This window comes from Polyangiaceae bacterium, assembly GCA_015075635.1.
Classification (GTDB): Bacteria; Myxococcota_A; Polyangia; order Polyangiales; family Polyangiaceae; genus JADJKB01.
Genome location: JABTUA010000001.1, coordinates 216,041 through 240,383 on the forward strand (window position 1 = coordinate 216,041; position 24,343 = coordinate 240,383).

A 24,343-nucleotide genomic window follows, 5' to 3' on the forward strand; every position below is an offset into this window, starting at 1 on the left:
TACTCGACGCACCTACACGCGGCGTGCCAAGCGAGAGTCCGCGGGATCGCCGCGCGGCGCCCCGGACAGGTGTCCGCGAGCCGGACGAGCGTCCGCGAGAGTGGCGCGGACACGCGGTGTTTTTGGCTGAATCAGCGCTGGCCCAACCCGTGCAATTACGCGCGGCATGACGAGAGAACGTCCCATCGCCCTGGCCCTCTTGCTCAGCGCCGTGGCCTGCGCCCGGGCCGAGGCGGCCCCCTCCGCCGGGGAGAGCCCAGAGGCCGTGGCCGTCACCACCACCCTGGTGACCGAGCAGAGCTTCGCCAAGACCACGCTCCTGTCTGGCTCGCTGCTCGCGAACCAGCGCGCCGAGATCGCCGCCGATACCGCGGGCAAGGTGCTGAAGACCTACGTCGAGCGCGGCGACGTCGTGGCCAAGGGTGCGCTGCTCGCCAGGCTCGACTCGCGCGAGAACGCGATGCACGCGGCGGAGGCCAGCGCCGCCGCCGAGGCCGCCCTCACCCAAGAGCAGCACCAGAAGCTCGAGTGTCAGCGCTCCGAGAAGCTCCTGGCGCAGAAGGTGATCAGCCGGGCCGAATACGATCGGCAGAAAGCCAGTTGCGACTCGAGCGCGGCGGCCACGCGGGCCGCCAAGGCGCGGGCCGCGCGCGCCGGAAAGGAGGTGGGCGACTCCAGCATCCGGGCGCCGTTCGCCGGCATCGTCGTGGAGCGCTCGGTCGCGGCCGGCGAGCTCGTGGTCCCCGGCAGGCGCATCGCCGTGCTGGTGCAGCGCGATCCGCTGCGGGTGGAGCTGGCGGTGCCGGAGGCCGCGGTGACCAAGATCGGAAAGGGACAGGCCGTCTGGTTCAGCGTCGCGCCGCTTCCGGCCGAGCGCTTTCGAGCCGAGGTGCGCTACGTGGGCCCCGTCCTCGATCAGAAGAGCCGAAACCTGATCGTCGAGGCCCTCGTCGAGAGCGATGACGCGCGGCTCTTGCCCGGCATGTTCGCCACGGCGCGCTTGCCGGTGGGCGAGCAGCGCTGGGCGAGCATCCCGGCCACGGCGGTGACCGGCAGGAGCGAAAGCCCCCGGGTGTTCGTGGTGCAGAACGGGAAGCTCCAGGAACGCTTGGTGCAACTCGGGGAGCGCGACGGGGATCGGGTGGCAGTGCTGAAGGGCCTCGCGCGGGGCGAGCGCATCGTGGCGGCGCCGGTCCCGGGCCTGGCGGACGGCACGCGGGTCGAGTGAGGAGGAGGACGCGATGCAGTGGCTCTCGAACGTCAGCGTGCGGCGCCCGGTGTTCGCCACCGTGCTGGTATTGGTGATCGCGGTGCTGGGCACCGCCGGTTACTTCCAGCTCGGCGTGGACCGCTTCCCCAAGGTGGATTTCCCGACGGTGGTGGTGGTGACGCGCCTGCCCGGCGCGGCGCCCGCGGAGATCGAGACCGAGGTCAGCGACAAGCTCGAAGAGGCCGTGAACACCATCAGCGGCATCGACGAGCTGCGCTCGATCTCGAGCGAAGGGGTCTCGCAGGTCATCGTGACCTTCGTGCTGGAGAAGGACGTGGACGTCGCCGCGCAGGAGGTCCGCGAGCGCGTTAACACCGCGCTCGGGAACCTGCCCAGCGGCACCGAGGCCCCGGTGGTGATGAAGTTCGACGCCGACGCGACCCCCGTGCTCTACGTCGCAGTCAACGCGCCGGCGCCGCTCGGCGAGATCACCGAGGTCGCTGACAAGACCGTGCGCCGCCGCATCGAGAGCGTACGGGGCGTGGGCCAGGTGAACGTGCTCGGCGGCACCAAGCGACAGGTCAACGTGGTGCTGGACGCCGAACGGCTGCGCGCCCACGGCCTCACCGCAATCGACGTGCAACGCGCCATCTCCGGCGGCAACCTGACCGTGCCCGGCGGCCGCATCGAGGCCGGCCCGGACCAGAAGGTGCTGCGCGTCCGCGGCCGAGTGCAGAGCCCGGCGGAGGTCGCTGAGCTGGTGCTGCGCGACCAAGGCGGTCAGCGCGTCACGGTCGGTGACGTCGCCAAGGTCGAGGACGGCGTCGAGAGCGCGGAGACCGCGGCGCTCCGCGACGGCAAGCCCGCCGTCTTGCTGTCGATCCGCAAGCAGTCGGGCGAGAACAGCGTGGCGATGGCGGACGAGGTGCGCGCGCGGCTGGACGAGATCCGCCCGGGTCTGCCCGCCGGCTACGGCCTGGAGGTCATCCGCGACAACACCGCCACCATCCGGGCCAGCGTCGGCGCGGTCAAGGAGCACCTCCTGCTCGGCGCGCTGTTCGCCGGCGCGGTGGTGTTGATCTTCCTGGGCAGCGTGCGAAGCACCCTGATCGCCGCGGTGGCGATCCCGGTGTCCATCGTCGGCACCTTCGCGCTGATGTGGTGGCAGGGCTTCTCGCTGGACACCATCACGCTCCTGGCGCTGGCCCTGGCGGTGGGCATCGTGATCGACGACGCCATCGTCGTGCTCGAGAACATCCACCGCCACATCCAGGAGAAGCAGCTCTCGCCGGTGAAGGCGGCGGTGGTCGCCACCAAGGAGATCGGCCTGGCCGTGCTGGCGACCACGCTCTCGCTGGTCGCCGTCTTCCTGCCGGTGGCGTTCATGAGCGGCATCGTCGGGCGGTTCCTGAAGAGCTTCGGCCTGACCATGGCCTTCTCCATCATGGTCAGCATGCTGGTGAGCTTCACGCTCACGCCCATGCTGTCGTCGCGCTGGCTCGGCCGCGCGCGGCCCCACGCCGCCGGCCGAGGGGCGAAGCAGCCCGTGCTCGAGCGGATCGTCGACACGCTCTACGCTCCCGTCGAGCGGGCCTACGTGCGGCTCTTGTCCTGGGTCATGCGCCGGCGCTGGGTGGTGGTGGCAGCGTCGCTCGTGACGCTCGCGAGCACCGTACCGCTGTTGGCCAAGGTGCCGAAGGGCTTCTTGCCGCGCAGCGACGACGCACAGTTCGAGGTGAACGTCCGCGCGCCCGAGGGTCAGAGCCTGGAGGCCACCGCTCTCACCGCGGAGCGCATCGCGCGACAGGTGCGCGAGCTGCCCCACGTGACCTCCACTGTGGTGACGATCGGCGACTCCAACGACAAGACTCCGAACCTGGCCAAGGTCTTCGTCAAGCTGACCGACCCGGAGACCCGCGAGCTGTCGCAGGACGAGCTGATGGCGATGGCCCGCCGCGAGATCGTGCCGAACCAGCCGAAGGACCTGCGCATCGACGTCTCCGACGTGCCGATGTTCGCCGGCGGCGGCGCTTGGGCAGCCATCCAGTACGAGATCAGCGGGCCGGACCTGGCGGAGCTCGAGCGCCTGAGCGCGCAGATCGTGGCACGCGTGAAGAAGGTCCCTGGAGCGGTGGACGTGACCAGCACCCACGTCACCGGCAAGCCGGAGCTCGCGCTTCGCGTGGACCGCAGCAAGGCGGCGGACCTGGGCGTGTCGGTGGCGGACGTCGCCGCGACGCTGCGGCTATTCGTCGGCGGGCAGGAGGTCTCCAGCTACGAGGAGGATGGCCAGACCTACGGCGTCTTCGTGCGCGGCGTCCCGATCCAGCGTGCCGACCTCGATGGGCTGTCGCAGCTCGGCGTGCCCTCCTCGAAGCTCGGCAACGTGCCGCTCCTCGACGTGGTGGAGAGCAGCGACGGCGCCGGCCCCGCCTCGATCACGCGCCTGAACCGCAAGCGTCAGGTGATGTTCCTGGCGAACCTGGCCCCGGGCGCCGCGCAGAGCGAGGTGATGGCGGGCGTGGAGGCCGAGATCGCTGCGCTCGACCTGCCGCCCGAGTACAAGGTCGCCGCGGTGGGTCAGTCCCGCGAGATGCAGCGCACGGCACAGGGCTTCCTGGTGGCCTTCCTGCTCTCGTTCGTCTTCATGTACCTGGTGTTGGCGGCACAGTTCGAGTCCTGGCTCCACCCCATCACCATCCTCCTGGCGCTGCCGCTCACCTTGCCCTTCGCGCTGGTGTCGCTCCTGCTCTTCCGGCAAGCCCTCGACATCTACTCGATGTTGGGGCTCTTGGTGCTGTTCGGCGTGGTGAAGAAGAACTCGATCCTCCAGATCGACCACACGAACCAGCTGCGCAGGGAGGGGAAAGATCGGCTCGAAGCCATCCTGGTCGCCAACCGCGACCGCCTCAGGCCCATCCTGATGACCACCCTGGCCTTCGTCGCGGGCATGTTGCCTCTGGCCTTCTCGACCGGCATCGGCGCCGGCATGAACCGCGCGACCGCCGGCGTGATCGTGGGCGGCCAGGTGCTCTCGCTCCTGCTTACGCTGCTCGCCACGCCGGTCGCCTACTCGCTCCTGGACGACCTCTCGGCCTGGCTGCGCCGGCGCTTCGCCGCCTCGCCGGAGCGCGCGGAGCGCGAACGCGAGCTCGCCGAGCTCGAGCGCGAGATGGAAACCGGCACCGCCCCCGTCCTATCCTCCCCCACGCCATGAGCGAGCCGTTGACGATGATTCTACCCGCGGTCGTGACAGCCGTGCTCGGCGCCGTGGCCGCGCTCGGCGTCGCGCGTCGCGCCCGTGTGCGCGAGCGAGCGCTGGAGAGCGAGCTCGCGCAGCTCCGCGCCGGCGTCGCCGAGCACGAGGAGATCGCGAAGCGCGCGGCCGACGCCAACCCGGACGCAGTGGTGCTGTTCGACGAGCTCGGCGGCATCCTCTATGCGAACCCCTCCGCCCGCGAGCTGTTCTTCGAGGGCGAAGCGCCGGAGGGGAAGAACTTTCTGCGCCTGCTCGCCTCGGCGCCGGAGCCGCTGCGCGAGGCGCTCTCCGGCGAGACCGAGCGCCTGTTCACGGTGGACCTGGAGGGACAGCGCGAGACCTACCATGTGTGCCGTTGCCCCGTCGCCATGCGAGGCGAGCCCCACACCATGCTGATCGTGAAGCTCCTGACCAAGGAGGTGTCGCGGCGCGAGGTGGACACGCTGAAGAACGTCGTGCGCGTGGTGAGCCACGAGGTGAACAACTCGCTGGCGCCCATCACCTCACTGGTCAGCTCCGCGCGCCTGATGCTGGACAGGCCCGAGCACCTGCCGAAGCTCGGCAGCGCCTTGGACACCATCGAGGAGCGGGCGCGCCACCTTCAGAGCTTCCTCGAGGGCTACGCGGGGCTGGCGCGGCTGCCGCTGCCGCGCCCGTCGGCCGTGAGCTTCGGCCCGCTGCTCGAGCACCTGCGCTCGCTCTACCCCGGCGTGCGCTGGCCGGAGGCTCCGGAGAAGTCGGGGTACTTCGACGCCGCCCAGATCGAGCAGGTGCTCATCAACGTGGTGAAGAACGCCGTCGAAGCGGGCAGCTCGGCCGAGTCGATCGAGGTCTCGCTCGGCGTGGACGCCTCCGGCACCACCCGCTTCGAGGTGGCCGACCGCGGGCGAGGCCTCTCGAGCGAGGCGCTGGAGAGCGCGCTCCTGCCGCTCTACACCACCAAGGAGAAGGGCTCCGGCATCGGGCTGACCATCTGCCGCGAGATCGTGGACGCCCACGGCGGAAGCCTGAGCCTCGCCAACCGCGAGGGCGGCGGCGCGGTGGTGACGTTGCTCCTGCCGGGGAAGAAGAAGCCGGACGCCGCGACGCAGAGGTCGCGGACCCGGCTCACGCTCTCCCGTACCTGACTCAGCTCTTCGCGTCGCCGCGGGCGAAGATGCTCGCGACGTAGTTCAAGACGTCGGTGGCGCTGACCTCGTTGTAGCCGAAGTAGCGCATGAGCCGGCTCTTGATGATGTCGATCTTCTCCTGCGTCTCCTTGTCCACCACGGCGGAGACCAAGGTCTTGAGCTTGATGCTGTCCTTCTGGTCCTCGAACAGCTTGAGCTCCAGCGCCCGGCGCAGGCGGTCGTTCGACTGCCAGTCGAACTTCTTGCCCTCCACGGCCCGGGCGCCGATGTAGTTCATGATCTCGCGGCGGAAGTCGTCCTTGCGGTTGTCCGGGACCTCGATCTTCTCCTCGATGGACCGCATCAGGCGCTCGTCGGGCTCCTCGTCCTGGCCGGTGTACTTGTTCTTGACCTTCTCTTTGAGCGCGTAGGCCTTGATGTTGTCGATGTAGTTCGCCGCCAGCTTGCTGATCGCCTCTTCGTCGGCGCTGATGGCACGCTGCACCTCGTTCTTGACGATCTCCTCGTACTCTCGCTTCACGATACCGATGGTCTCACGGTAGCGCTTGCGCTGTTCCTCGTTGGTGATCAGCGAGTGGTGGGTCAGGCCCTTCTCCAGCTCGTTCAGCACCATGAACGGGTTGATGGTGCCCTCGCCGGCCTCGCTCACCAACGCGTTGGAGATCTTGTCCTGCACGTAACGCGGGCTGATGCCCTCCATGCCCTCGCGCTTGCTCTCCTTGCGCAGCTCCTTGACCGTGTCCTGCGTGTAGCCCGGCAGCACCTTGCCGTCGTAGAGCTTCATCTTCTGGATCAGCTGCAGGTTGTGCTTCTTCGGCTCCTCCAACCGGGTGAGCACGGCCCACATCGCCGCCACCTCCAGCGTGTGCGGCGCCACGTGTTTCCCTCGCACGCGGTCCTGCGAGAAGTCTTTCTCGTAGATCTTGATCTCGTCGGAGAGCTTGGTGATGTACGGGATGTCGATCTTGATGGTGCGGTCGCGCAAGGCCTCCATGAACTCGTTGTTCAACAGGCGCTTGTACTCGGCCTCGTTGGTGTGACCGACGATCACCTCGTCGATGTCCGTCTGCGCGAACTTCTTGGGCTTGATGCGGTGCTCCTGCGACGCTCCGAGCAGGTCGTAGAGGAACGCCACGTCCAGCTTCAAGACCTCGACGAACTCGACGATGCCGCGGTTGGCGATGTTGAACTCGCCGTCGAAGTTGAAGGCGCGAGGGTCACTGTCCGAGCCGTATTCGGCGATCCTCCGGTAGTTGATGTCGCCGGTCAGCTCGGTCGAGTCCTGGTTCTTCTCGTCCTTGGGCTGGAAGGTACCGATGCCGATGCGGTCCTTCTCGGAGAGCACCAACCGGCGCACGCGCACGTGGTTCTCGACGACCTTGCCCCAGTCGCCGTGGTACTTCTCGAGCAAGCCCTTGAAGATGAAGCGGCTCGCGGGATCGAGCTCGCCTTCGACGCGGACCTTGTACTTCTCGTTCGAGAGGTGAAGCCGCTCGATGGCCTTGTCGCGCCACTCGAGCGGGATGAGCTTGAGCGGCTCCTCGTGCATGGGCGAGTCGAAGACGTCGGCACCGCCGCTGCCCAGGCCCGTGTCCGAGAGGTTCACCCAGCTGAAGGTGTAGAGCGCGCCCTCCGGGCTCGCGCAGTAACGCTCCAAGCCCTTCTTGAGCAGCCGCGCGATGGTGCTCTTGCTGGAGCCCACCGGCCCGTGCAGCAAGATCACGCGCTTCTCGGGGCCGTAGTTCTCGGCGGCGGCCTTGAGCACGCTCATCAAGCGCATCACCGGGATGTCCAAGCCGAAGATCGCGTCACGCCCGCCGTCCACCTCGTCGCGGAAGAAGTTGTAGCGAATGAGCCGCTTCTTGTTGTCGATGTACTCTTCCGTGCCGTGCGAGATGACCATGTCGTAGACGCGCTGGAAGGCGTTGCGCGTGACCTGGGGCCGCTCGCGGATGATGGCGAGGTACTCCTCGAAGCTGCCGTCCCAGGAGAGATCGCGGTAGCGATCGTAGTCCTGCATGGCCGCGATGGCCGCGACCATGCTCTTCGCCTCGCCCTTCGCGCCCTTGTCGCTCGCGGTGTAACCGGAATCGCTCATGGTGAGGCAGCATAGCCCCAAAAGCGGCCTCCGTCAGTCCGCGTCCCGCCGCAGGATTCGGCCGAATCGTCAGGGATTCGCGAAAGCCGCGAGCGCCTCGAGCACGCTCGACAGCGCCGGCTTCGCGGTCTGGTCCGCGGCGCGCAGTCCGAGCGAGCAGCGCGCCGCGACGGCGGCGCCGTTCGCCGCGGCGCCGAACGCGGCGGCCTCGGTCGCGCAACGGGCAGGTGGCGGGTCGTGGAGCCCGTTCACGCTCACGAAGGGGAAGCGTTCGCGGCGCGTGGTCAGCGCTTGGAACAAACCCTGGTAGAAGGCCCGTTGCTGCTCCGGCGAGCTGCCGTTCTCCGCCGCGCTGGGGTAGCCGACCTCCTGCAAGAGCACCGGACGCGCGGCGCCTGCCTCGCCGGCGTCGGCAGTCCCGCCCGAAGAGAGCGCGTCCAGATCCTGCGCGACCTGGGTGGTCGGCCGCGCCTGGAACTGCTCGTCGAGCGCGTAGTAATTGGCGACGACCACGTCGGACTTCATCAGGATCTTCGCCATCGACGCCGTGGGGCCCTTGGCCAGCGCGTCGGAGCTGAAGGTGGCGCCGACCAGGAGCGCGGCCGGACGCGACGGGTGCTGCTTGGCGTAGTCGAGACCGTGCTCGACCAGGGCGGTCAGATCGTCGGCGGTGGTGGCGCTCTGGCCGGCGAGATAGCGGTCGAGATCGTTGCCGAACGAGAGCGCGTAGAGCTCGTCGCCGAAGCTGTCGAACACCTTGTCGATCAGCGCGTCGAGGGCGGTGCGGGTCGCGACGCTGTTCCAGCCCGCCGGGGAGCCGCTCGGCCTCGCGTCCAGGGTCCGATCCACCAGGGCGACGGACAGGAGGAACGCCCGCGCGGAGCTCTGGTAGAGCTGGGCGGAGCCCTGGAGCTTCTGCCACGCCGTCGGCGACGGGACGCTCGGGCTCGAGAACAACGCGTCCCAGCGGACGACGTGGCTCACGCCGCGGGAGCCGAGCGCGAGCACGTCGAGCTCCGCGAGCTTGTCGTCCGCCGCCGACGGTCCGGCGTCCCCCTTCGATGGCGGGACGGGGATGATCCCGAGACGAAGCGGTGACGGCGGCGCGTCCGTGGCGTCGGCGTCGCTGCCCGCGTCGGGCGGACCGTCTTCGCTGCCGGAGTCCGGCTTCCCGCCGACGCCGCCGCCACCTCCGCTGCCGCCCGCGTCGCCGTTCGGCTTCTGGACCTCGGGATTTCCGCCGTCGGAGCAGGCCGAGCCCAGCGCGAGCACGACCGCCACCGAGGCGGCGAGCGCGCGGAGCTTCCCGATTCGGGCAGCCATCGTCGCGAAGACTACCACTGTTCACGGAAGTCACGCGGCGTGGGGTAGGATTGGCCCCCTTCGCACATGAGCTTGGACCTCCCTGCCCCGAGCCGACCCGCGGCGTCCGTGCGAGCCCAGAAGCGGTTCGACGACCCCGGCTTGTTCATCAACCGCGAGCTCGCCTGGCTCGAGTTCAACGCGCGGGTGCTGGCGGAGGCCGCCGACGAGCGAGTGCCGCTCTACGAGCGGCTCAAGTTCTTGTCCATCTTCGCCAACAACCTCGACGAGTTCTTCATGGTGCGGGTGGCCGGGCTCCAGGCCCAGCTCTCGGGCGAGATCGACGAGGTGCCGCCAGACGGCCTGACGCCGGTGGAGCAGCTCACCGCCATCAGCGTGCGCGCCCACGAGCTGGTGGACGAGAGCTATCGCATCTGGGAGGAGACCGTGCAGCCCAAGCTGCGCGAGATCGGCATCGCGCTGATCTCCCCCGACGAGCTCGCGGCGGAGGACCAGGCGCTCTTGGACGAGCACTTCCGCAAGGACATCTTTCCGGTGCTGACGCCCATCGTCGTCGATCCCGCGCACCCCTTCCCCCACGTACGCAACAAGAGCATCAACGTGGGGTTCCTGTTCGACGCACCGGTGCGGGGCGACGAGCCGAGCTTCGGCGTGGTGCAGGTACCGATGCCGCTGGGCCGAATGATCCGCGTGCCGCGTGAGGGCCTCCGGCGCGCCTACGTGCTGCTCGAGGATCTGATCCTGCGCCAGGCCTCGATGCTCTTCCCGCAGATGAAGGTCGTGGGTCGCTTCGCGTTCCGCGTGACGCGCAACTTCGACATCGAGCTGGACGAAGACGAGGCCGAGGACCTGTTGCTCACCCTTCAGGCCGAGCTCCGCCGCCGGGAGCGCGGGCACGCCGTGCGCCTGAGCGTGAGCGGCTCGGTGCCGCCGGACTCGCAGGCGTTCCTGTGTCGCTCGCTCGACCTGGACGTCGAGCGCGACGTCTTCAAGGCCAGAGGTCCGCTCTACCTGGCGGACATGATGGAGATGACCGCCGGCGACGACCGGCGCGACCTGCGCGACGAGCCCTACTCGCCCGTCTACGTGCCGCCGCTCCGGGACAGCGACGACCTGTTCGAGACCATCCGCGAGCGGGACGTGCTCCTGCACCATCCCTACGAGACCTTCGAGGCGGTCGTCGATTTCGTGTCGCAGGCCGCCGAGGACCCGCAGGTGCTCGCCATCAAGCAGACGCTGTACCGCACCGGCGGCGAGTCGCCGGTGGTCCGCGCGTTGCAGCGCGCCGCCGAGCTCGGCAAGCAGGTCACCGCCGTGGTCGAGCTGAAGGCGCGCTTCGACGAGGCCAGCAACATGCAGTGGGCGCGAGCGCTGGAGCGCTCGGGCGTCAACGTGATGTACGGCCTGATGGGCATGAAGACCCACGCCAAGGTGTTGCTCGTGGTGCGCCGCGAGCGCACCGGGATCCGGCGCTACGTGCACCTGGCCACGGGCAACTACAACCAGCAGACGGCCCGCCTCTACACCGATCTGTCGCTCTTCACCGCCAACGAGGAGATCGGCGAAGACGCCAGCGCGCTGTTCAACCTGCTCACCGGCTACAGCGCGCCGCCGCGCTGGAATCGCATGATCGTCGCGCCGCTCGGCCTGCACGAGGCCGTGCTGGGGCTCATCGCCCGGGAGACCGAGCACGCGCGCTCGGGACGGCCGGCCAAGATCACCGCGAAGATGAACTCGCTGGTGGACGCCGACGTGATCGCCGCCCTCTACTCGGCCTCTCAGGCGGGCGTCGAGGTCGATCTCCTGGTGCGCGGCATCTGCTGCCTGCGTCCCGGCGTGAAGGGCGCCAGCGAGAACATCCGCGTCCGCGCCGTGGTCGATCGCTTCCTGGAGCACTCGCGCATCTTCCACTTCGGCAACGGCGGCAATGACGAGGTTTACCTGTCGAGCGCCGACTGGATGCCGCGCAACTTCCGGCGCCGGGTCGAGGTGATGTGGCCGGTCCTGGACGAGTCGCTGAAGCGCCGCGTAGTGGACGAGATCCTGGGCACCATGCGCGCCGACACCGCCAAGGGCTGGGTGCTCGAGGACAGCGGCAGCTACGTGCGCGCTCTGACCGAGAAGGACGGCAAGCCGCTGCGCAGCCAGTACCGCTTCATGGAGCTGTCCCGCGAGCGCTCCCGGGAGAGCGAGAAGACCGTGTCGCGCCAGCTCGCCCCAGCGCCAGCGCCGACGAGCGCCCAGACCGCGATGGAGAAGCTGCGCAAGCGCGGCAGCAAGAAGCGGCGCAAGCAGAAGCGGCGGCTGGAGGACTGAAAGGGTCTATGGGCAGCTGTGAGCCGGCTCCGTGGTCCGGGACAGGCCGGCCACCCCGGGGACGGGCGCGAAGGCCGCGAGCAGTCGCGGATCCCCGAGCGCGCGCCGGCGAAACGACGGCATCAGGTGGGTGACGCCGTAGCGCTTCGCGGTCGCCAGGATCGTGTCCAGATCGGCGTTCGGGATCTGGATGCTCCGGTACCCTGTGAGCTCCGTGAGCTGCCAGGGCTCTCGGGTCATCACCACGACGGGTCGATGGAAGCAGCGCGCCTCGCGGTCGAGCGCGCCATGAAGGACGGCGAGCCGCTCCGCCACGGCGTTGTTCTCTCGAACATCACGCAGGGGCATGCCCTTCGCCTGCTCGTGCCAGGGCCATACGAGCAGCAGCGCGGCGGCTGCCACGGTGACCCCGGCACCGGCGCGGATCGCGATCGCCCCCGAGATCGCCGCCACGACCACGAGGGCGAGGACCGCGGGGAGCGTGCGCGACACGGCACCCGAGCCCGAGGCCACGGGGGTGATGCTGATGTGCAGGAAGCAGACGCCGAGGACGTACAGGGACGGCAAGAGCCACCTGGTTCGCCGGAGCTGCCCGAGCAGCGAGCTCTCCGGCGCTCGCCCCGCGACCTTGGCGCCCAAGAGCATCCCTACTCCGAGCGCGAGCGCGAGCAGCGGAACGCCGAGCGCCTCCTTCACCACGTCGAGCGAGCGGTCGAGAGAGGCGCGTTGGCGAAGGAGCAGCGCGTCCCACAACCCCGCACGCGCGAGGTCGCTGAACGACGGCCCCGGCGGGAGCGCGAACAGGTCTTCGTAGTCGACGAGGAACGGCAGCGCGCCGTGCGCGGGCATCAGCCTGCCGGTGCGAGTGAACGAGAGCAGCAGCCAAGGCGCGAGCAGGAGCGCGTATCCTGCACAGAGAACGCCCAATCTACGCAAAAATTGCGAGGGGGGCGACCAGCACAGCTGGGCCACTGCCAGGCTCACGATCACCAGCACGCCGTCGTTGCGGGACAGATGCGCGGCGCCCGCGACGAGGCCGGCGCCGAACAACAACCGCAGATCGCCGGAGTCGCGCGCGCGGATCCCGAGCGTCAGCGCGCCGAGCACGAACACCGCGTAGTACAGGCTCGGATCGGCGCGGACGCTGAAGTGGCCGACGGGCAACGCGAGGAAGACGGCCGCGCACGCGAGGAGCGCAGCCCAGCGCGGCAGGGACGACGTCCTGGCGAAGACCCAGACGAGCGCGGCGAGCGCGACCGACGCGACCACCGCGCAGCGCGCGGCGACCACGACCGACGGCGCCGAGAGCTTCATCACCGCCGCGATGAGCAGCGACGGCAGCGGCATCCAGTAGTCCGGACCAAAGTGCGTGAGGTCCGTGTGGGGAGCCCAGAAGTGCCAGATGTAGTCGATGACGGGCCCCCGCCCGTTGGCGAGGTTCTTGGCGAGCGAGAAGTAGAAGCTGGAGTCGGCGTGGCCGGGGAAGCTCGCTTGTCCCGCCGCCGCCCAGCGTTCGAGGAGAACCATCCAACACACGGGCGCGAACAGCACCGCGACCAGGCCGGTCGCGGTCGCCTCGCGGGCGAGCACTGCGCGCAGCCTCTCGACGAACGCCATGGAGCGCCAGCGAGGCTATCACGGCTCACCCTCGAGACGTGGCTCACCGGTTCACGAAGCTGACGGGACGCTCGCTGAGGCGCTACGTCACTAGCTGATCCACACCGACTTGGTGTCCGTGAGCTCGAGCATACCCTCGCGGCCGAGCTCGCGCCCCCACCCGCTCTGCTTGGTGCCGCCGAACGGCATGCGGGGATCGGAGCGGACGAGGTCGTTCACGAAGACGGCGCCGCAGCGGAGCTCCACCGCCATGCGCGCGCCTTGCTCGCGGTCGGCGGTCCAGACGGCGGCGCCCAGACCAAAAGGGCTCGCGTTGGCGGCGCGCACCGCCGCTCTAGCGTCTTCGACGACGTGAACCGCGGCGGCGGGCCCGAAGGTCTCCTCGTCCCACACCGCCATGCCCGGACCGGCGCCGAGCAGCAGGGTGGGCGGGTACCACCAGCCGTCCCGCGCGGGCGCCTCAGCGCCCAGCAGCACGCGCGCGCCGGCGGCGACCGAGCGCGCGACCTGACCGGCGAGCTCGTCGCGCAGATCGCGGCGGGCCATGGGGCCGACCTGCGTCGTCGGGTCGCGCGGATCGCCGACCCGATGGGCCGCGAGGGCCGAGCGAAAGCGCTCGACGAAGTCGTCGGCGACGGCCCGCTCGACGATGAAGCGCTTGGCGGCGATGCAGCTCTGGCCGTTGTTCAAGAGGCGCGCGCGCGCGGCGACCTCTGCCGCCTGATCGAGATCTGCGTCGGCTAGCACGATGAAGGCGTCGCTGCCGCCGAGCTCGAGCACCGACGGCTTGAGCGCTCGTGCCGCGAGCTCTGCAACGGTCTTGCCGGCGCGAGTGCTGCCGGTCAGCGTCACCGCGGCGATGCGGTCGTCGGCGATCACGCCGGGGAGCTGGTCCACGCGGGCGAAGAGCGAGAGGATCAGCCCTTCGGGGAGATCGGCCTCGGCGCAGGCCGCGACGATGGCCTCGGCGCAGCGTGGGACGTTGGGCGCGTGCTTGAGGACGATGGTGTTCCCGGCGGCCAGGGCGGAGGCGCCGAAGCGGAAGAGCTGCCAGAACGGGAAGTTCCACGGCATGATGGCCAGGATCGGCCCGACGGGATCGTGGCGGACGTAGCTCGCCCTGGCCTCCGTGGGGACCGGCTCGGGCGCGAGCCAGGCCGCGGCGTGCTCGGCGGCGTGCTCGCACGCGAGCGCGCACTTTTCGCTCTCGGCCTTGCCTTGTGCGACGGGCTTGCCCATCTCCTCTGCCATCAGCATCCCGTCCCTTTCGGCGCGCGCACGCAGCGTCGCGCCGAGCCGGCGGAGCGAGGCGGCCCGGGTGGCGATGGGCTCCTCCGACCACGCGCGGAACGCCGCGGCAGAGCGCGTGAGCGCGGCGTCGACCTCGGAGGCGCTGGCCTCGGGACGCTCGAGCACGAGCCGGCCGCTGGACGGATCGACGGAACGAAACTCGGTCAGCATCCCGGCAGCGTACCATCGCGTCATGCGCGCTGACGACGTGTGGCTCACGCAGCGTGGGAGCCAGCGACCTCGTCACCGGCCGAAGAGCCGCGACATGTTGGCTCGGCGTGTGGTGATGGCGGCTCGCCACGTGGACGAAGCGATGGAGATCTTTTCGGACGCGGCGCGCGCGGTCGGTTGGCGCCTACGGCTCGCTCGGCGTGAAATCGATGGGGTTCGTCGGCGCGCCCTGGTGCAGGCCACCCTCGCCGACCCAGTAAATGTAAGCCGGCGCCGGGGCGTCATCCAGGTAGACGTCCACGCGCACCGTGGCGCCCGGGGTCACGTCGAAGGTGAAGCCGTCGAAGTCCAGGGTGTTCGTCGCGACCATCCGCACGCTCCTCGAGTCGCGCCAGTCGAGGTAGTCGGAGCTCTCGAGCTCTTCGGCGGTGAACTCGATCAGCTCGCTGCTGGAGCCGACGGACACGATGATGTCCCAGCGGCAGCTGAGCTTGGAGACCTCGGTGTCGCAGGCGGTGAAGACGCGCCACTTGCCGCCGGTCTGATACTCGACGAAGGCGCCTGCGCCCTGGCCCGGATCGATGTCGGCCAGCGTAGCGCCGGTGTCGATGGTGGCCTTCGCCGCGCTCGTGGGCGGGTAGTAGGGATCGCAATTCGGTCCGTAGCAGTCGTCGTGGTGACCGCGATCGTACATGCAGCCCCCGAGCGCGAGCGAGAGCAGGGCGAGCGAGCCGATGGCGAAGTGTGAGCGAACGTGCATGGTGACCTCAGCGGCGACGACCCGGACGACCGGGATGGGCCGGCGCGGGCGCAGGTGCAGGGGGCCGATACGATGGCGCCGGCGCGGGGGAGGTGCGCGGCGGCGAGGAGCGATACGAGGGCTGCGACGGGCGGGACGGCGCCGCGCTCGGCGGAGAGCTCTCCGAGCGCGAGGGCGCGGCGCGCGACGGGGACGGCGAGCGCGAGGGGTAGCGCGGCTCGGCGCGGTACGGCGAGGGAGCGCTGCGCTGGCCGGCGCTGGGAGCGCGATAGCCCGGCTCGACGCGGCTCGGACCGCCGGGTCCAGAGGGCTGCCGGTAGGAGCGCAAGGGCTCGTTGCTCGTTCCGGGCAAGGTGCGGGAGGCCGGACGCCGATCCGGAACGCGACGCGCGCCGGCGCCGTCGTAGCTGCGACCGCCCGGCGTGATGACCTTCGCGTTGCGCTCGCTCGCCTTCTGCCGCGAGGCCGCCACGGCCTTGGGGTGCGCCGGCGCGTGGGTCTTCGGGATCGCCTTGGCGGGGACGTGCGCTTGCCGCGGCGGCGGCCCGGCCCAGGAAGGGGCGCCGCGCGGCGGGACGTAGCGGTGCGAGTGCGCGGCGATCCGATGCACGTGATAGTGGTCGTGCACGATGTAGCCGTGCAAATGCGAATGGTAGATGTAGGCGCTCGGACAGAACACCCAGGGGGTGTAGAATCCGAACCACACGCCCACCGCGACGCCGTCGAACCACACGTAGTCCGGCGGCATCGGCGCCCAGCCGACGTAGGCCCAGCCCGGATCGGCGACCCGCCAGGTGACCCAGGCGTGGGCGTATTGGCGGCCCGGCACCCAGGCCCAGCCCACGCCCGCGATCCACACCCAGCGCCCGTAGTGGAAGACGACCCAACCCCAAGGGTAGTCGCTGACCCAGATCCAGCCGCCGTCGCTGGCGACGGCCCAGTGCCCGGAGGTGACGTAGGGCGCGAAGTCCGGGCCGACCACGCTGCGGTGCGGGAGCCAGACCCGCCCGTAGGTGGGGTCGTCGCGCCAAGCACCGTGGGGCGCGAGCTCGGCGTTGAAGTCGGTGAGCGCAGCCGGATCGCGATCGTCGTACGGGACCAGCTCGTCGCCAGCGGGGTCGTCATCGGGTGCGTCGTCCCACTGCGCCCCCTGCGCCCGAGCCACGCTCGGCGCGACGATGCTGGCCACGAGCAGGGCGAGACCCAGGTTGAACGACCTTCGGGTCGGCATTGGAGGAATCATGCGCGTTAGCTCCGGGTGTAGCAACCGGCGTACCCAGTTGGACGACGCCGGCACGACGAGCATTCTTCGTGCCGACGGGCCGGGTGGTTGCGGGCTTTTCTCACGATTTCCATTCTTTCCCGCCGGTGGCGGGTTCGCCCGGCGCCCCGCCCAGTGAGAACTCGCGGGCGTGGCGTGCGCGGCACACTGCCGGTGCGCGCTAGCCTTGCGCGTTTGGACTAAGGTTCGCCCATGCTCTCGTTCGATGAGGCGCGGGAACGCATCCTGCGTGACGTTGAGCCGCTGGGCACGGAGCGGGCTCTGCTCGCCGACGCCTTGGGCCGCGTTCTCGCGGAGGCGTTGACGGCGGCGCAGCCGATGCCCGCGTTCGACTACAGCGCGATGGACGGCTACGCGGTGCGCAGCGCCGACCTCTCGGGAGCGGGGCCATGGAGCCTGCCCGTCGCGGGCGAGAGCCGTACCGGCGCGACGCCGCCCGAGCTCGCAGCCGGCGCGGCGTGTCGCATCTTCACGGGCGCGGCGCTGCCGCTGGGCGCCGACGCCGTGGTGATGCAGGAGGACGTCGAACGCGACGGCGAGCAAGCGCGCTTCGAGTCGCGGCCGGCGGTCGGCAGCCACGTGCGCAAGCGCGGCGAGGATCTCGACGTCGGCGGGCTCGGGCTCGCCGCTGGCACTCGCCTCGGCCCGGCGCAGATCGGTCTCGCGGCGGCGATGGATCGCGCGGAGCTCCCCGTGTTCGTGCGGCCGCGGGTCTCGATCCTGTGTACCGGGGACGAGCTGCGCGCGCCGGGCTCGCCGGCCCGACCGGGGAGCATCCCCGAGTCGAACGGGCAGGCGCTCTCGGCCACGCTGCGCGTGCTGGGCGCCGCGCCGCGTCTTCTGCCTTACGTGCGCGACGACCGCGAGGCCACGTTGGCCGCCGTGCGCGACGCGCTCTCCGGCGCGGATCTGCTGCTGACCGTGGGCGGCGTGAGCGTGGGCGAGCACGATCTGGTGCGGCCGGCGCTCGAGGCCGCGGGCGCGAGGCTCGATTTCTGGAAGGTCGCGATCCGTCCGGGCAAGCCCTTGGTCTTCGGCAGGTGCGGCGCGACCCGCATCCTGGGCCTGCCGGGCAATCCCGTGTCGGCGCAGGTCACGTTCGCGCTGTTCGGCGCACCGCTGGTTCGGATGCTCGCAGGGGATCGCAAGCCCGTGCCCGGCTTCCGCCGCGCGCGGCTGACCCAGGCGGTGCGCCAGAAGGCGGGGCGGATGAGCTTCGTGCGCGGCACGCTCGACGGCGACGCCGTCACACCGTTGCCGAACCAAGCCTCCGGTGCGCCGACCAGCATGGCCTGGGCCGACTGCCTGCTGGTCGTGCCGGCGGAGTCGGAGGGCTTCGCGGCGGGCGCGGAGGTGAGCGTGCTGGCGCTCGGATCGCTCTGATGCCAGCTCCGCTGGTCGGCATCTTCGTGGGAGGTCGCGGCAGCCGCATGGGCGGCGTGGCGAAGGGGCTGCTCGTGGCGCCGGGCGCTGCCGAGACGCTGGTTGCTCGCCTGGAACGCGTGGCGCGCGAGGCGCTCGGTGACCCCGAGGTGGTGCTGGTGGGCCGCGCCGAGGCATACGCCTCGCTCGGCCTGCCGTTCCTCGAGGACCAGCCGCCCGGCGTCGGCCCCATCGGCGGCCTCGGCGCGCTGCTCGGCGCGGCGGCGGAGCGCGGTTCGCCCTTCGCCCTGGCGCTGGCCTGCGATCTGCCCTTCGTGAGCGCGGCGCTGCTCCGGCGGCTCAGCGCCTTCGAGCCGCGCGCGAGCGCGGTCGCGCCGCGCCAAGGAGAGCTCTGGCAACCGCTCTGCGCGCGCTACGCGCCCACTCCGGCGCGCGAGGCGACCCGCGCGCTGATCGCCACTGGTGCGCGCTCGCTGCAGGCAGTGCTCACCGCGCTCGACGCCGTCGAGCTCCCGCTCGAAACGAGCGACGAGCTCCGCGACTGGGACGAGCCAGGCGACTTGAGCTAGGCGTCCGGCGGACCCGGCAAGAGCGACGGCATCGGGGCGGGAGGCAGGCCTTTGACGGCGGTGCGCGCGACGTGCTTGGCGATGCGTTTGTAGAGCTCCGCGCCGAGCGCCGCGTCGCGTCCCGTGACCTCGTCGAAATCGTGGGCACGCCAGCGCAAGAGACGCGCGCTCTCCTCGACCACCGGCAGCTCGCCGTCGCTCCACACACCGACCAGCGACTCCGCAAACAAGAGCGCGCCGGTGCCGACGCGGCGCTTGGCCGGAACGCGCACGATGCCGTCCAGCACGATGTACGCGCAGAGATCGCTGGTCACGACTCGAGGCACGATGGCGCCGGCCTCGAGCTCGATCTCGACAGCCGCGGCAAGAGCCTGCAAGACCAGCGGGCGCTTCAGGTCGGCCAAGAGCGCGCTCATGCAGACCCGCTCGAGATCTTCGGCGGAGAGGCCGCGATCGGAGTCCTTGCGCTCCACCAGCCGCTCGCCGAGCTCGACCACCACCGCGGTGGCGTTGTCGCGGCCCCTGAGCGTCGCTGCGGCGACCAGCTCGCGCGGCGCCTCCTCCACGCTGCCGGTGCGCAGGAGCCGGGCCAGCGCCGCTTCGTCGCCGATGGCGTCGTGCACGCCGTCGCTGGAGAGGAGCAGGCGGTTTCCCGTCGAGAGATCGACGAACAGCGTGTCCACCAGCACGTTCTCGGCGAGGCCAAGACCGTTCACCAACCGATCGAAGAAGGGATTCTTCTGATTGGGGCGCACCGTGCCTTCGGCCTTCAGCGTCTCTCCATGGGCGTGATCCTGGGTCAGCTGCAGCATCGCCGTGTCGCGCGCCAAGTACACGCGACCGTCCCCGGCGTGGGCGACGAAGGCGTGGTCGCGAGCCAACCAGACCGCGTCGAGCGTGGTCGCCATGCCCTTCAGCTCCGGGTGCGCCTTCGCGTGCTCGACGATGGCGGAGTTCGCGCGGGCGAAGGCCCGATTCAAGGCCTCGAAGACGCGATGGCGGAGTGCCCGATCCGGCGCACGGGCGTAGGCGCCGATGATCTCCTGCGCTTCGTGGTCCTCGACGGCGCGGCGGAGCTCCGCGAGCGCGAGCTCTGCGGCCACCTCGCCTCCGACGTTACCGCCGACGCCGTCGGCCACCGCGAACAACCCGAGCTCCGGCGCGAGCAGGTGGCGATCTTCGAGCGATTTGCGCTTGCCGATCTCACTCGCCACCGCGCACGCGACGCGAAAGTCGAAGCCGGGAACAGCCGAGCCCACGCGACGACGTTACCGCGATCTGCGCCGCAGTGCCGAGAGCGCAGCGGCGAGCAGCAGAAACAGCGCCCCGGACCGCGCGGCGCCGCCACCCGGGGCTCGGCAGCTGCAGTCGCCGGCGTCGTCCTTCAGCACGCGGGTCTTCTGTCCGCTGCCGCCGGCCCCAGCCGAGCCAGCTGATCCGGCCGAGCCGGAGCTGCCCGCCGCGCCGTCGCCGGCGCAGTCCACCACGTTGAAGGTCAGGAACATCTCCGGGCCGAACCAGGCTTTGAGCTCGTCCAGCAGGCGCCAGCGCGACTCGTACACGCCGGGTACAGAGGGCGCCACGCCGGAGATGCCTGGGGTCTTCTGGAAGACCGTGCGGCGACAGCCGGCCTGGTCGTTGCAGTCGCCGCCCGTCGGGCTCACGCTCGCGTTGGCGTTCTCGTTCAGGCTGATGCGCGAGGTCCCGGTGAACGGATCGGTGGCGTCACCCGGAACGCCCAGGCGAATCGCCTGCCCGTCGCCGCTGCCGGCGTCCGTCCAGCTGAGCGCGCCGGTGTTCTCGAGCTCGAACCAGAAGTGGACGGGCTCACCGGCGCAGACGCGGTAATACGCCTTGCCCTCGGGATCCGCCTCGGCGTCGCTGCCCTGCGCCACGAACTTCGCGTCGAGCTTCGGCAGCACGGGTCCGACCAGCGCCTGGTAGCTCTCGACCAGCGAGGTGTACGGCGGCACGAACACCTTGCCGATGCCGGACACGTTCTGCTCGAGATCGAAGTGCAGGTGCACCGTGGTCGGCGTGCCGCCGAACTCGTTCGACACCTTGCCCAGGAGGTCGCCCTTCTTGACGGTCTGGCCCGTCGAGACCGCCAGGCTCCCCATGTGCAGGTAGCGGTACACCGTGCCGTCGTTGCCGGTCAGGTACACCGAGTAGGTGCCGATGCTGGTGATCTTGCCGTCCGTCGTGGCGACCGTGCCGTGCACGTTCTTGGTGCAGGTCGCGGCGCGGATGTCCTGCCCCTGATGACCCTTGCCGGCCGGGCAGAGCGGCATGCTCCAGCTGCGCGTCTCGCAGTAGTTGTCCCACCACGGGTAGCTGAAGTTCTCCGTGTCGCACTGCCCCCCGCCGGGACCGCTCGACCCGCCGTGCCCCCAGACCTGGGAGTTGGCGTAGGCCGGGGCCTTCTCGATGGGGAAGCGCATGCCCGGGGCGTAGACCTTCGAGTCCACGCGCCCGGTGCCGGAGCCCGAGACCAGCGTGCCCGGTGGGTTGTAGCTGAAGTCCGCGGCGAAGGCGGAGCTCGCCAGACAGAACGCCGCGAGGCCAGAGGCGAGCGCGAGCCTCACGGCGCACCGCCTCGACCGCCGACGTAGGCCAGCGACTCCACGCTCGCGATCAGGAACTTGTCGTCGGCGCAGCGACCGTCGCCCGCGGCGGCGCACTCGGCGTGAAGCGAATACGCGACTCCTCCCTCGCTCCACGAGGCCTGCCAGATGTTCGACTCGACTGTGACGAAGCCCGGCTTGCCGCGCAGCGTGCGGTCACCGGCCACCGGCGCGACGTCGGGGTACTTGTAGGCGAGCTTCGAGCCGTGCAGCGTCAGCGTGACACCGTCCGCCGTGGCGGACACCGCAGCCCAGACCGGGCCCACGCTGACCATCGCGTTCGACGCGAACGCCGCGGTCGGCGGCGCGAGCACGGGCACCGGCGACTTCGCGATCTCGGCGCGGGCCGCAGCGGGCAAGCGGTCCCGGACTTCGCGATCCAGCGACGCCGGCCAGACCGGTTCCGCCAGCTCGACGCTGCGCGCGGCGGCGACTGGCTGGGATGAGCTGCCGACCGGCGAGGGTGCAGGCGCCTCGGCTTCGCACGCAGCGAGCCCGAGCGCGGCGACCAGGGGCAGGACGCGCGGCGACATGGCGGACGCTCAGTCTACGTGATCTGCGTGGCCGCCGCAGCGGGCATCGCGGAAGCCCACCCAGTACGGCCCATCCGGGCCGTGCTCGCGCTTCCAGATCGGGACCCGCTCCTTGATGCGGTCGATGAGCAGGCGACAAGCTCGGAACGCCTCGTCGCGGTGCGGGGTGCTGGCGCCGCACACCACCGCCAGGTCGCCGACCTCGAGCCGGCCCACGCGGTGCAAGACCGCCAGGCGAACGCCGGGGATCTCCCGGGCGATCTCCTCGGCGATGCCCTGCATCTCCTTCACCGCCATGCTGGCGTAGGCCTCGTATTCGAGCAGCGTGATGCGGTTGCCTTCGTTCTCGTCGCGCACCGTACCGATGAAGAGCGCCGTGCCGCCGGCCCCAGGGTGAGCCACGGCTCGCGTCACCTCGTCCACGGACAGCGGCGTGTCTCGGATCTCCAGCAAGCTCATCGTGCGAAGTCTCCCGAACGCCCGCCGGACTTGGCGAGCAGGCGCGTGGGGCCGAGCTCCATCGCGCGGTCGTAGGCCTTGAGCATGTCGTAGACCGTGAGGCCGGCGACCGAGGCCGCGCACAGCGCCTCCATCTCCACCCCCGTGCGGTCGAAGGTCTCCACGGTCGCCAGCAGGCGCACGCGGCGCGTACCGGCGTCGAGCTCGATGTCCACGTGCACGTGGGTGATGGCGAGGGCGTGGCAGAGCGGGATCAGCTCCGAGGTGCGCTTGGCCGCCATGATGCCGGCGATGCGCGCCGTGCCGAGCACGTCACCCTTGCCGACGTTCGCCTGTTCGAGTCGTGAGAACGCCTCCGCGCTCATGCCGACGAAGCTCTCCGCGACCGCCCGGCGCAAGGTCGGGGACTTGGGCCCCACGTCCACCATGCGCACCGCGCCAGCGGCGGACAGGTGCGTGGAGAGGGCGCTCGCGCCGACGATCTCGGCGTAGGCCGCCGCGAGTCGCTCGGGCCGCCGCTTCTCCGCCACCTTTGCCAGCGCGAAGCGATCGAGGGGCGACAGGCTCGACCACAGCGCCGCCGGCAGCGGCCGGCTCTGCCCGAACGCCTCGCCGACCTCGGGGGGAGCGGCGTCCGCGGGCGGATCGAGCGCTGGGGTGGCGGGCAACGCCGCGGGGCTCGCCTGCTCGACCAGGGCGCGCACTCGGACGTCCTCCACCCGGGGCTCCGAGCCGAGCTGCGTGAGCTCGCGACGCGCGGCGACGTCCAGGCTGAGCCAACCGGCGCGGGACAGGCGCCGCCCGGCGTGGTCGAGAGCCCGGCGTGCCGCCATCGGCAAGAGCAGGAGCGACTCGTCCACCTCGTCGAAAGCGTAGAGCTTCACGCCGCGGAAGGTACCACACGAAGAGCCGTGACATACTCCGAGCCCTTGCACTCGCGCGCCGCTTTGGTCCTCGCAGCGCTGGCTCTCGCCGGCTGCCCCCGCTCACCTGCTGGTACGGGACCGGAGGGAGCCGGCGCGACCGAGTGCGGCGTGCGCCTCGCCGACGTCCAGCTCGAGGCCCAGGCGCCGGAGCCGCTTCCGGAGCAGCGCTCGCGCATCGGCGTCGAGGTCCACGCGGAGCTCGCCGCGCTCGAGCGCGCGCTAGGCAAGGAAGTGCCGGTCACCCTGGCCGCCGAGCAGCGCAAGCCCGTGGGCGCCCCCGGCGAGGTCAGCTACGTGGTCCGGCGCGGTCGCATCGGCATCGGCTTGGATGCCGAGCGGCTCACCGTGCAGGTCCCGGTCGAGGTCGAGGCGGAGGTCTGCAAGCCGCTCGGACCGTTCTGCCCGACCTACGGCCGCTGTAGCCCGAGGCTCGCGGCGGTGGCCAGCGTGCCTCTCCTTCTGAACGAGGGCTACGAGATCGGCAAGAGCCGGGTCTCCATCGCGGTCACGCGTCCCTGCACCATCGCCGGAGTCGACGCCACGCCCCAGATCCGCCAGCAGGCCAACCGGCAGATCGGCAACGTCCAGGGCCGCATAGACGCCTCCATGCCCGAGATCCGGCCGAGCGTGGCGGGGGTGTGGGAGCTGTTGCACCACCCCATCGCCCTCAGCACCTCGACTTGCCTGCGCATCCAGCCGGACCGCATCACGCAGCAACGGCCGAAGCTGCGCGACGGCGCGCTGGTGTCCCAGCTCGGCGCGGAGGGCACGCTGCGCATCCAGGATCCGTGCGAGCCCAACGTCGCGGTCAAGGCGCCGCCGCTGCCGCGCCTGGTCACCAGCGACGACGGCGCGCGGGGCATCGAGCTCCGAGTACCCGTGCGCGCGAGCTGGGTGGACGTGTCCGCCCAGCTGACCCGCTCGCTCGGCACCAAAGCGGCACAGAGCGGCGAGACCCGCGTGGTCAAGCTCGAGGCCCGAGGCGCGCGCTCGGGCTCCCGCGATCTGGTCGCACTGCGCGCGACGCTGGCGGGCGCAGCCTGCGGCGACCTCGGGATCCTGGCCGAGCCGTGGTTCGACGCGCAGCTCGGCCGGGTCCGCCTGCGTCGGCTCGCGGTCGCGCCGGGAACGCCGGAGCTGCCGAACCTCGCAGCGCTGCTCGAGCTCATCGAGCGGCACGCGTCCGCCGCGCTGCCCGTGGACGTCGCCTCGGGGCCGGCCGCCCTCACCGGGCTCGTGCAGGGCTTTGGCAAGGACCTGCCGGAGGGCGTCGAGATCGACAGCGAGATGAAGAAATCCGTGGTCGAGCGCGTCCACCCCGAGCAGGACGGCCTGGTGGCCCTTGCGATCTTGTCCGGTCACACGACGTTTCGGGTGAGGTAGACCTGCCCCG

Annotated in this window: 17 protein-coding genes and 1 pseudogene; 7 read left to right on the forward strand and 11 right to left on the reverse strand. The window is 70.6% G+C overall.

Translation table 11 applies throughout. The features are described from left to right. Positions 1-166: 166 nt before the first annotated feature. The 3 genes from HS104_01075 to HS104_01085 are packed head-to-tail and all read left to right on the forward strand — an operon-like array spanning position 167 to position 5,596. A complete protein-coding gene (locus HS104_01075; GenBank protein MBE7478569.1) occupies positions 167-1,228 on the forward strand; it encodes an efflux RND transporter periplasmic adaptor subunit in 1,062 nt (353 codons plus the stop codon). A gap of 13 nt (positions 1,229-1,241) precedes the next feature. Then, positions 1,242-4,427 carry an efflux RND transporter permease subunit gene (locus HS104_01080; protein ID MBE7478570.1) on the forward strand — a complete coding sequence of 1,062 codons (3,186 nt, stop codon included), beginning with the start codon at positions 1,242-1,244 and terminating at the stop codon, positions 4,425-4,427. Then, a complete protein-coding gene (locus HS104_01085) occupies positions 4,424-5,596 on the forward strand; it encodes a PAS domain-containing protein (GenBank protein MBE7478571.1) in 1,173 nt (390 codons plus the stop codon). Before HS104_01080 ends, HS104_01085 begins: the two co-directional genes overlap by 4 nt. A gap of 1 nt (position 5,597) precedes the next feature. Here the strand turns inward: HS104_01085 and HS104_01090 are convergent, their stop codons facing one another. Then, the gene (locus tag HS104_01090) at positions 5,598-7,697 is read right to left on the reverse strand and encodes a serine protein kinase (protein ID MBE7478572.1); all 2,100 of its coding nucleotides are present in this window, start codon (positions 7,695-7,697) and stop codon (positions 5,598-5,600) included. Positions 7,698-7,766: 69 nt separating this feature from the next. Then, complete coding sequence (locus HS104_01095) at positions 7,767-9,020, reverse strand: hypothetical protein (GenBank protein ID MBE7478573.1); 1,254 nt, start codon at positions 9,018-9,020, stop codon at positions 7,767-7,769. Between the two features lie 66 nt (positions 9,021-9,086). Between HS104_01095 and ppk1 the strand changes: the two genes are divergently transcribed. Beyond that, entirely contained in the window at positions 9,087-11,336 is a 2,250-nt protein-coding gene (gene ppk1, locus HS104_01100) for a polyphosphate kinase 1 (GenBank protein ID MBE7478574.1), read from the forward strand. A gap of 6 nt (positions 11,337-11,342) precedes the next feature. Here the strand turns inward: ppk1 and HS104_01105 are convergent, their stop codons facing one another. From HS104_01105 to HS104_01120, 4 genes are all read right to left on the reverse strand, one after another. Further along, complete coding sequence (locus HS104_01105; GenBank protein ID MBE7478575.1) at positions 11,343-12,953, reverse strand: glycosyltransferase family 39 protein; 1,611 nt, start codon at positions 12,951-12,953, stop codon at positions 11,343-11,345. A gap of 90 nt (positions 12,954-13,043) precedes the next feature. Beyond that, on the reverse strand, positions 13,044-14,411 hold the full coding sequence (locus HS104_01110; protein ID MBE7478576.1) for an NAD-dependent succinate-semialdehyde dehydrogenase: 1,368 nt from the start codon (positions 14,409-14,411) through the stop codon (positions 13,044-13,046). Positions 14,412-14,598: 187 nt separating this feature from the next. After that, positions 14,599-15,174 carry a hypothetical protein gene (locus HS104_01115; protein ID MBE7478577.1) on the reverse strand — a complete coding sequence of 192 codons (576 nt, stop codon included), beginning with the start codon at positions 15,172-15,174 and terminating at the stop codon, positions 14,599-14,601. A 7-nt stretch (positions 15,175-15,181) separates the two neighbouring features. Then, the gene (locus HS104_01120) at positions 15,182-16,405 is read right to left on the reverse strand and encodes a hypothetical protein (protein MBE7478578.1); all 1,224 of its coding nucleotides are present in this window, start codon (positions 16,403-16,405) and stop codon (positions 15,182-15,184) included. 243 nt (positions 16,406-16,648) lie between these two features. On the opposite strand from HS104_01120, the gene HS104_01125 reads away from it, so the two are divergent. Together HS104_01125 and HS104_01130 are read left to right on the forward strand one after the other, a co-directional pair. Next, entirely contained in the window at positions 16,649-17,839 is a 1,191-nt protein-coding gene (locus HS104_01125; protein MBE7478579.1) for a molybdopterin molybdotransferase MoeA, read from the forward strand. Continuing rightward, a complete protein-coding gene (locus HS104_01130; protein MBE7478580.1) occupies positions 17,839-18,408 on the forward strand; it encodes an NTP transferase domain-containing protein in 570 nt (189 codons plus the stop codon). Before HS104_01125 ends, HS104_01130 begins: the two co-directional genes overlap by 1 nt. Here the strand turns inward: HS104_01130 and HS104_01135 are convergent. From HS104_01135 to moaC, 5 genes and pseudogenes are all read right to left on the reverse strand, one after another. Further along, on the reverse strand, positions 18,405-19,667 hold the full coding sequence (locus tag HS104_01135; GenBank protein ID MBE7478581.1) for a serine/threonine-protein phosphatase: 1,263 nt from the start codon (positions 19,665-19,667) through the stop codon (positions 18,405-18,407). The genes HS104_01130 and HS104_01135 overlap by 4 nt on opposite strands. Positions 19,668-20,339: 672 nt before the next feature. Further along, a pseudogene (locus HS104_01140) lies at positions 20,340-20,993 on the reverse strand (M23 family metallopeptidase). Beyond that, on the reverse strand, positions 20,990-21,565 hold the full coding sequence (locus HS104_01145) for a hypothetical protein (GenBank protein MBE7478582.1): 576 nt from the start codon (positions 21,563-21,565) through the stop codon (positions 20,990-20,992). Before HS104_01145 ends, HS104_01140 begins: the two are co-directional and overlap by 4 nt. Positions 21,566-21,574: 9 nt before the next feature. Then, a complete protein-coding gene (locus HS104_01150) occupies positions 21,575-22,024 on the reverse strand; it encodes a molybdenum cofactor biosynthesis protein MoaE (GenBank protein MBE7478583.1) in 450 nt (149 codons plus the stop codon). Further along, positions 22,021-22,908 carry a cyclic pyranopterin monophosphate synthase MoaC gene (gene moaC / locus HS104_01155; protein ID MBE7478584.1) on the reverse strand — a complete coding sequence of 296 codons (888 nt, stop codon included), beginning with the start codon at positions 22,906-22,908 and terminating at the stop codon, positions 22,021-22,023. The genes HS104_01150 and moaC overlap by 4 nt, the downstream gene beginning before the upstream one ends. Positions 22,909-22,935: 27 nt before the next feature. On the opposite strand from moaC, the gene HS104_01160 reads away from it, so the two are divergent. Further along, entirely contained in the window at positions 22,936-24,333 is a 1,398-nt protein-coding gene (locus HS104_01160) for a DUF4403 family protein (GenBank protein ID MBE7478585.1), read from the forward strand. The last annotated feature ends 10 nt before the right edge of the window (positions 24,334-24,343 follow it).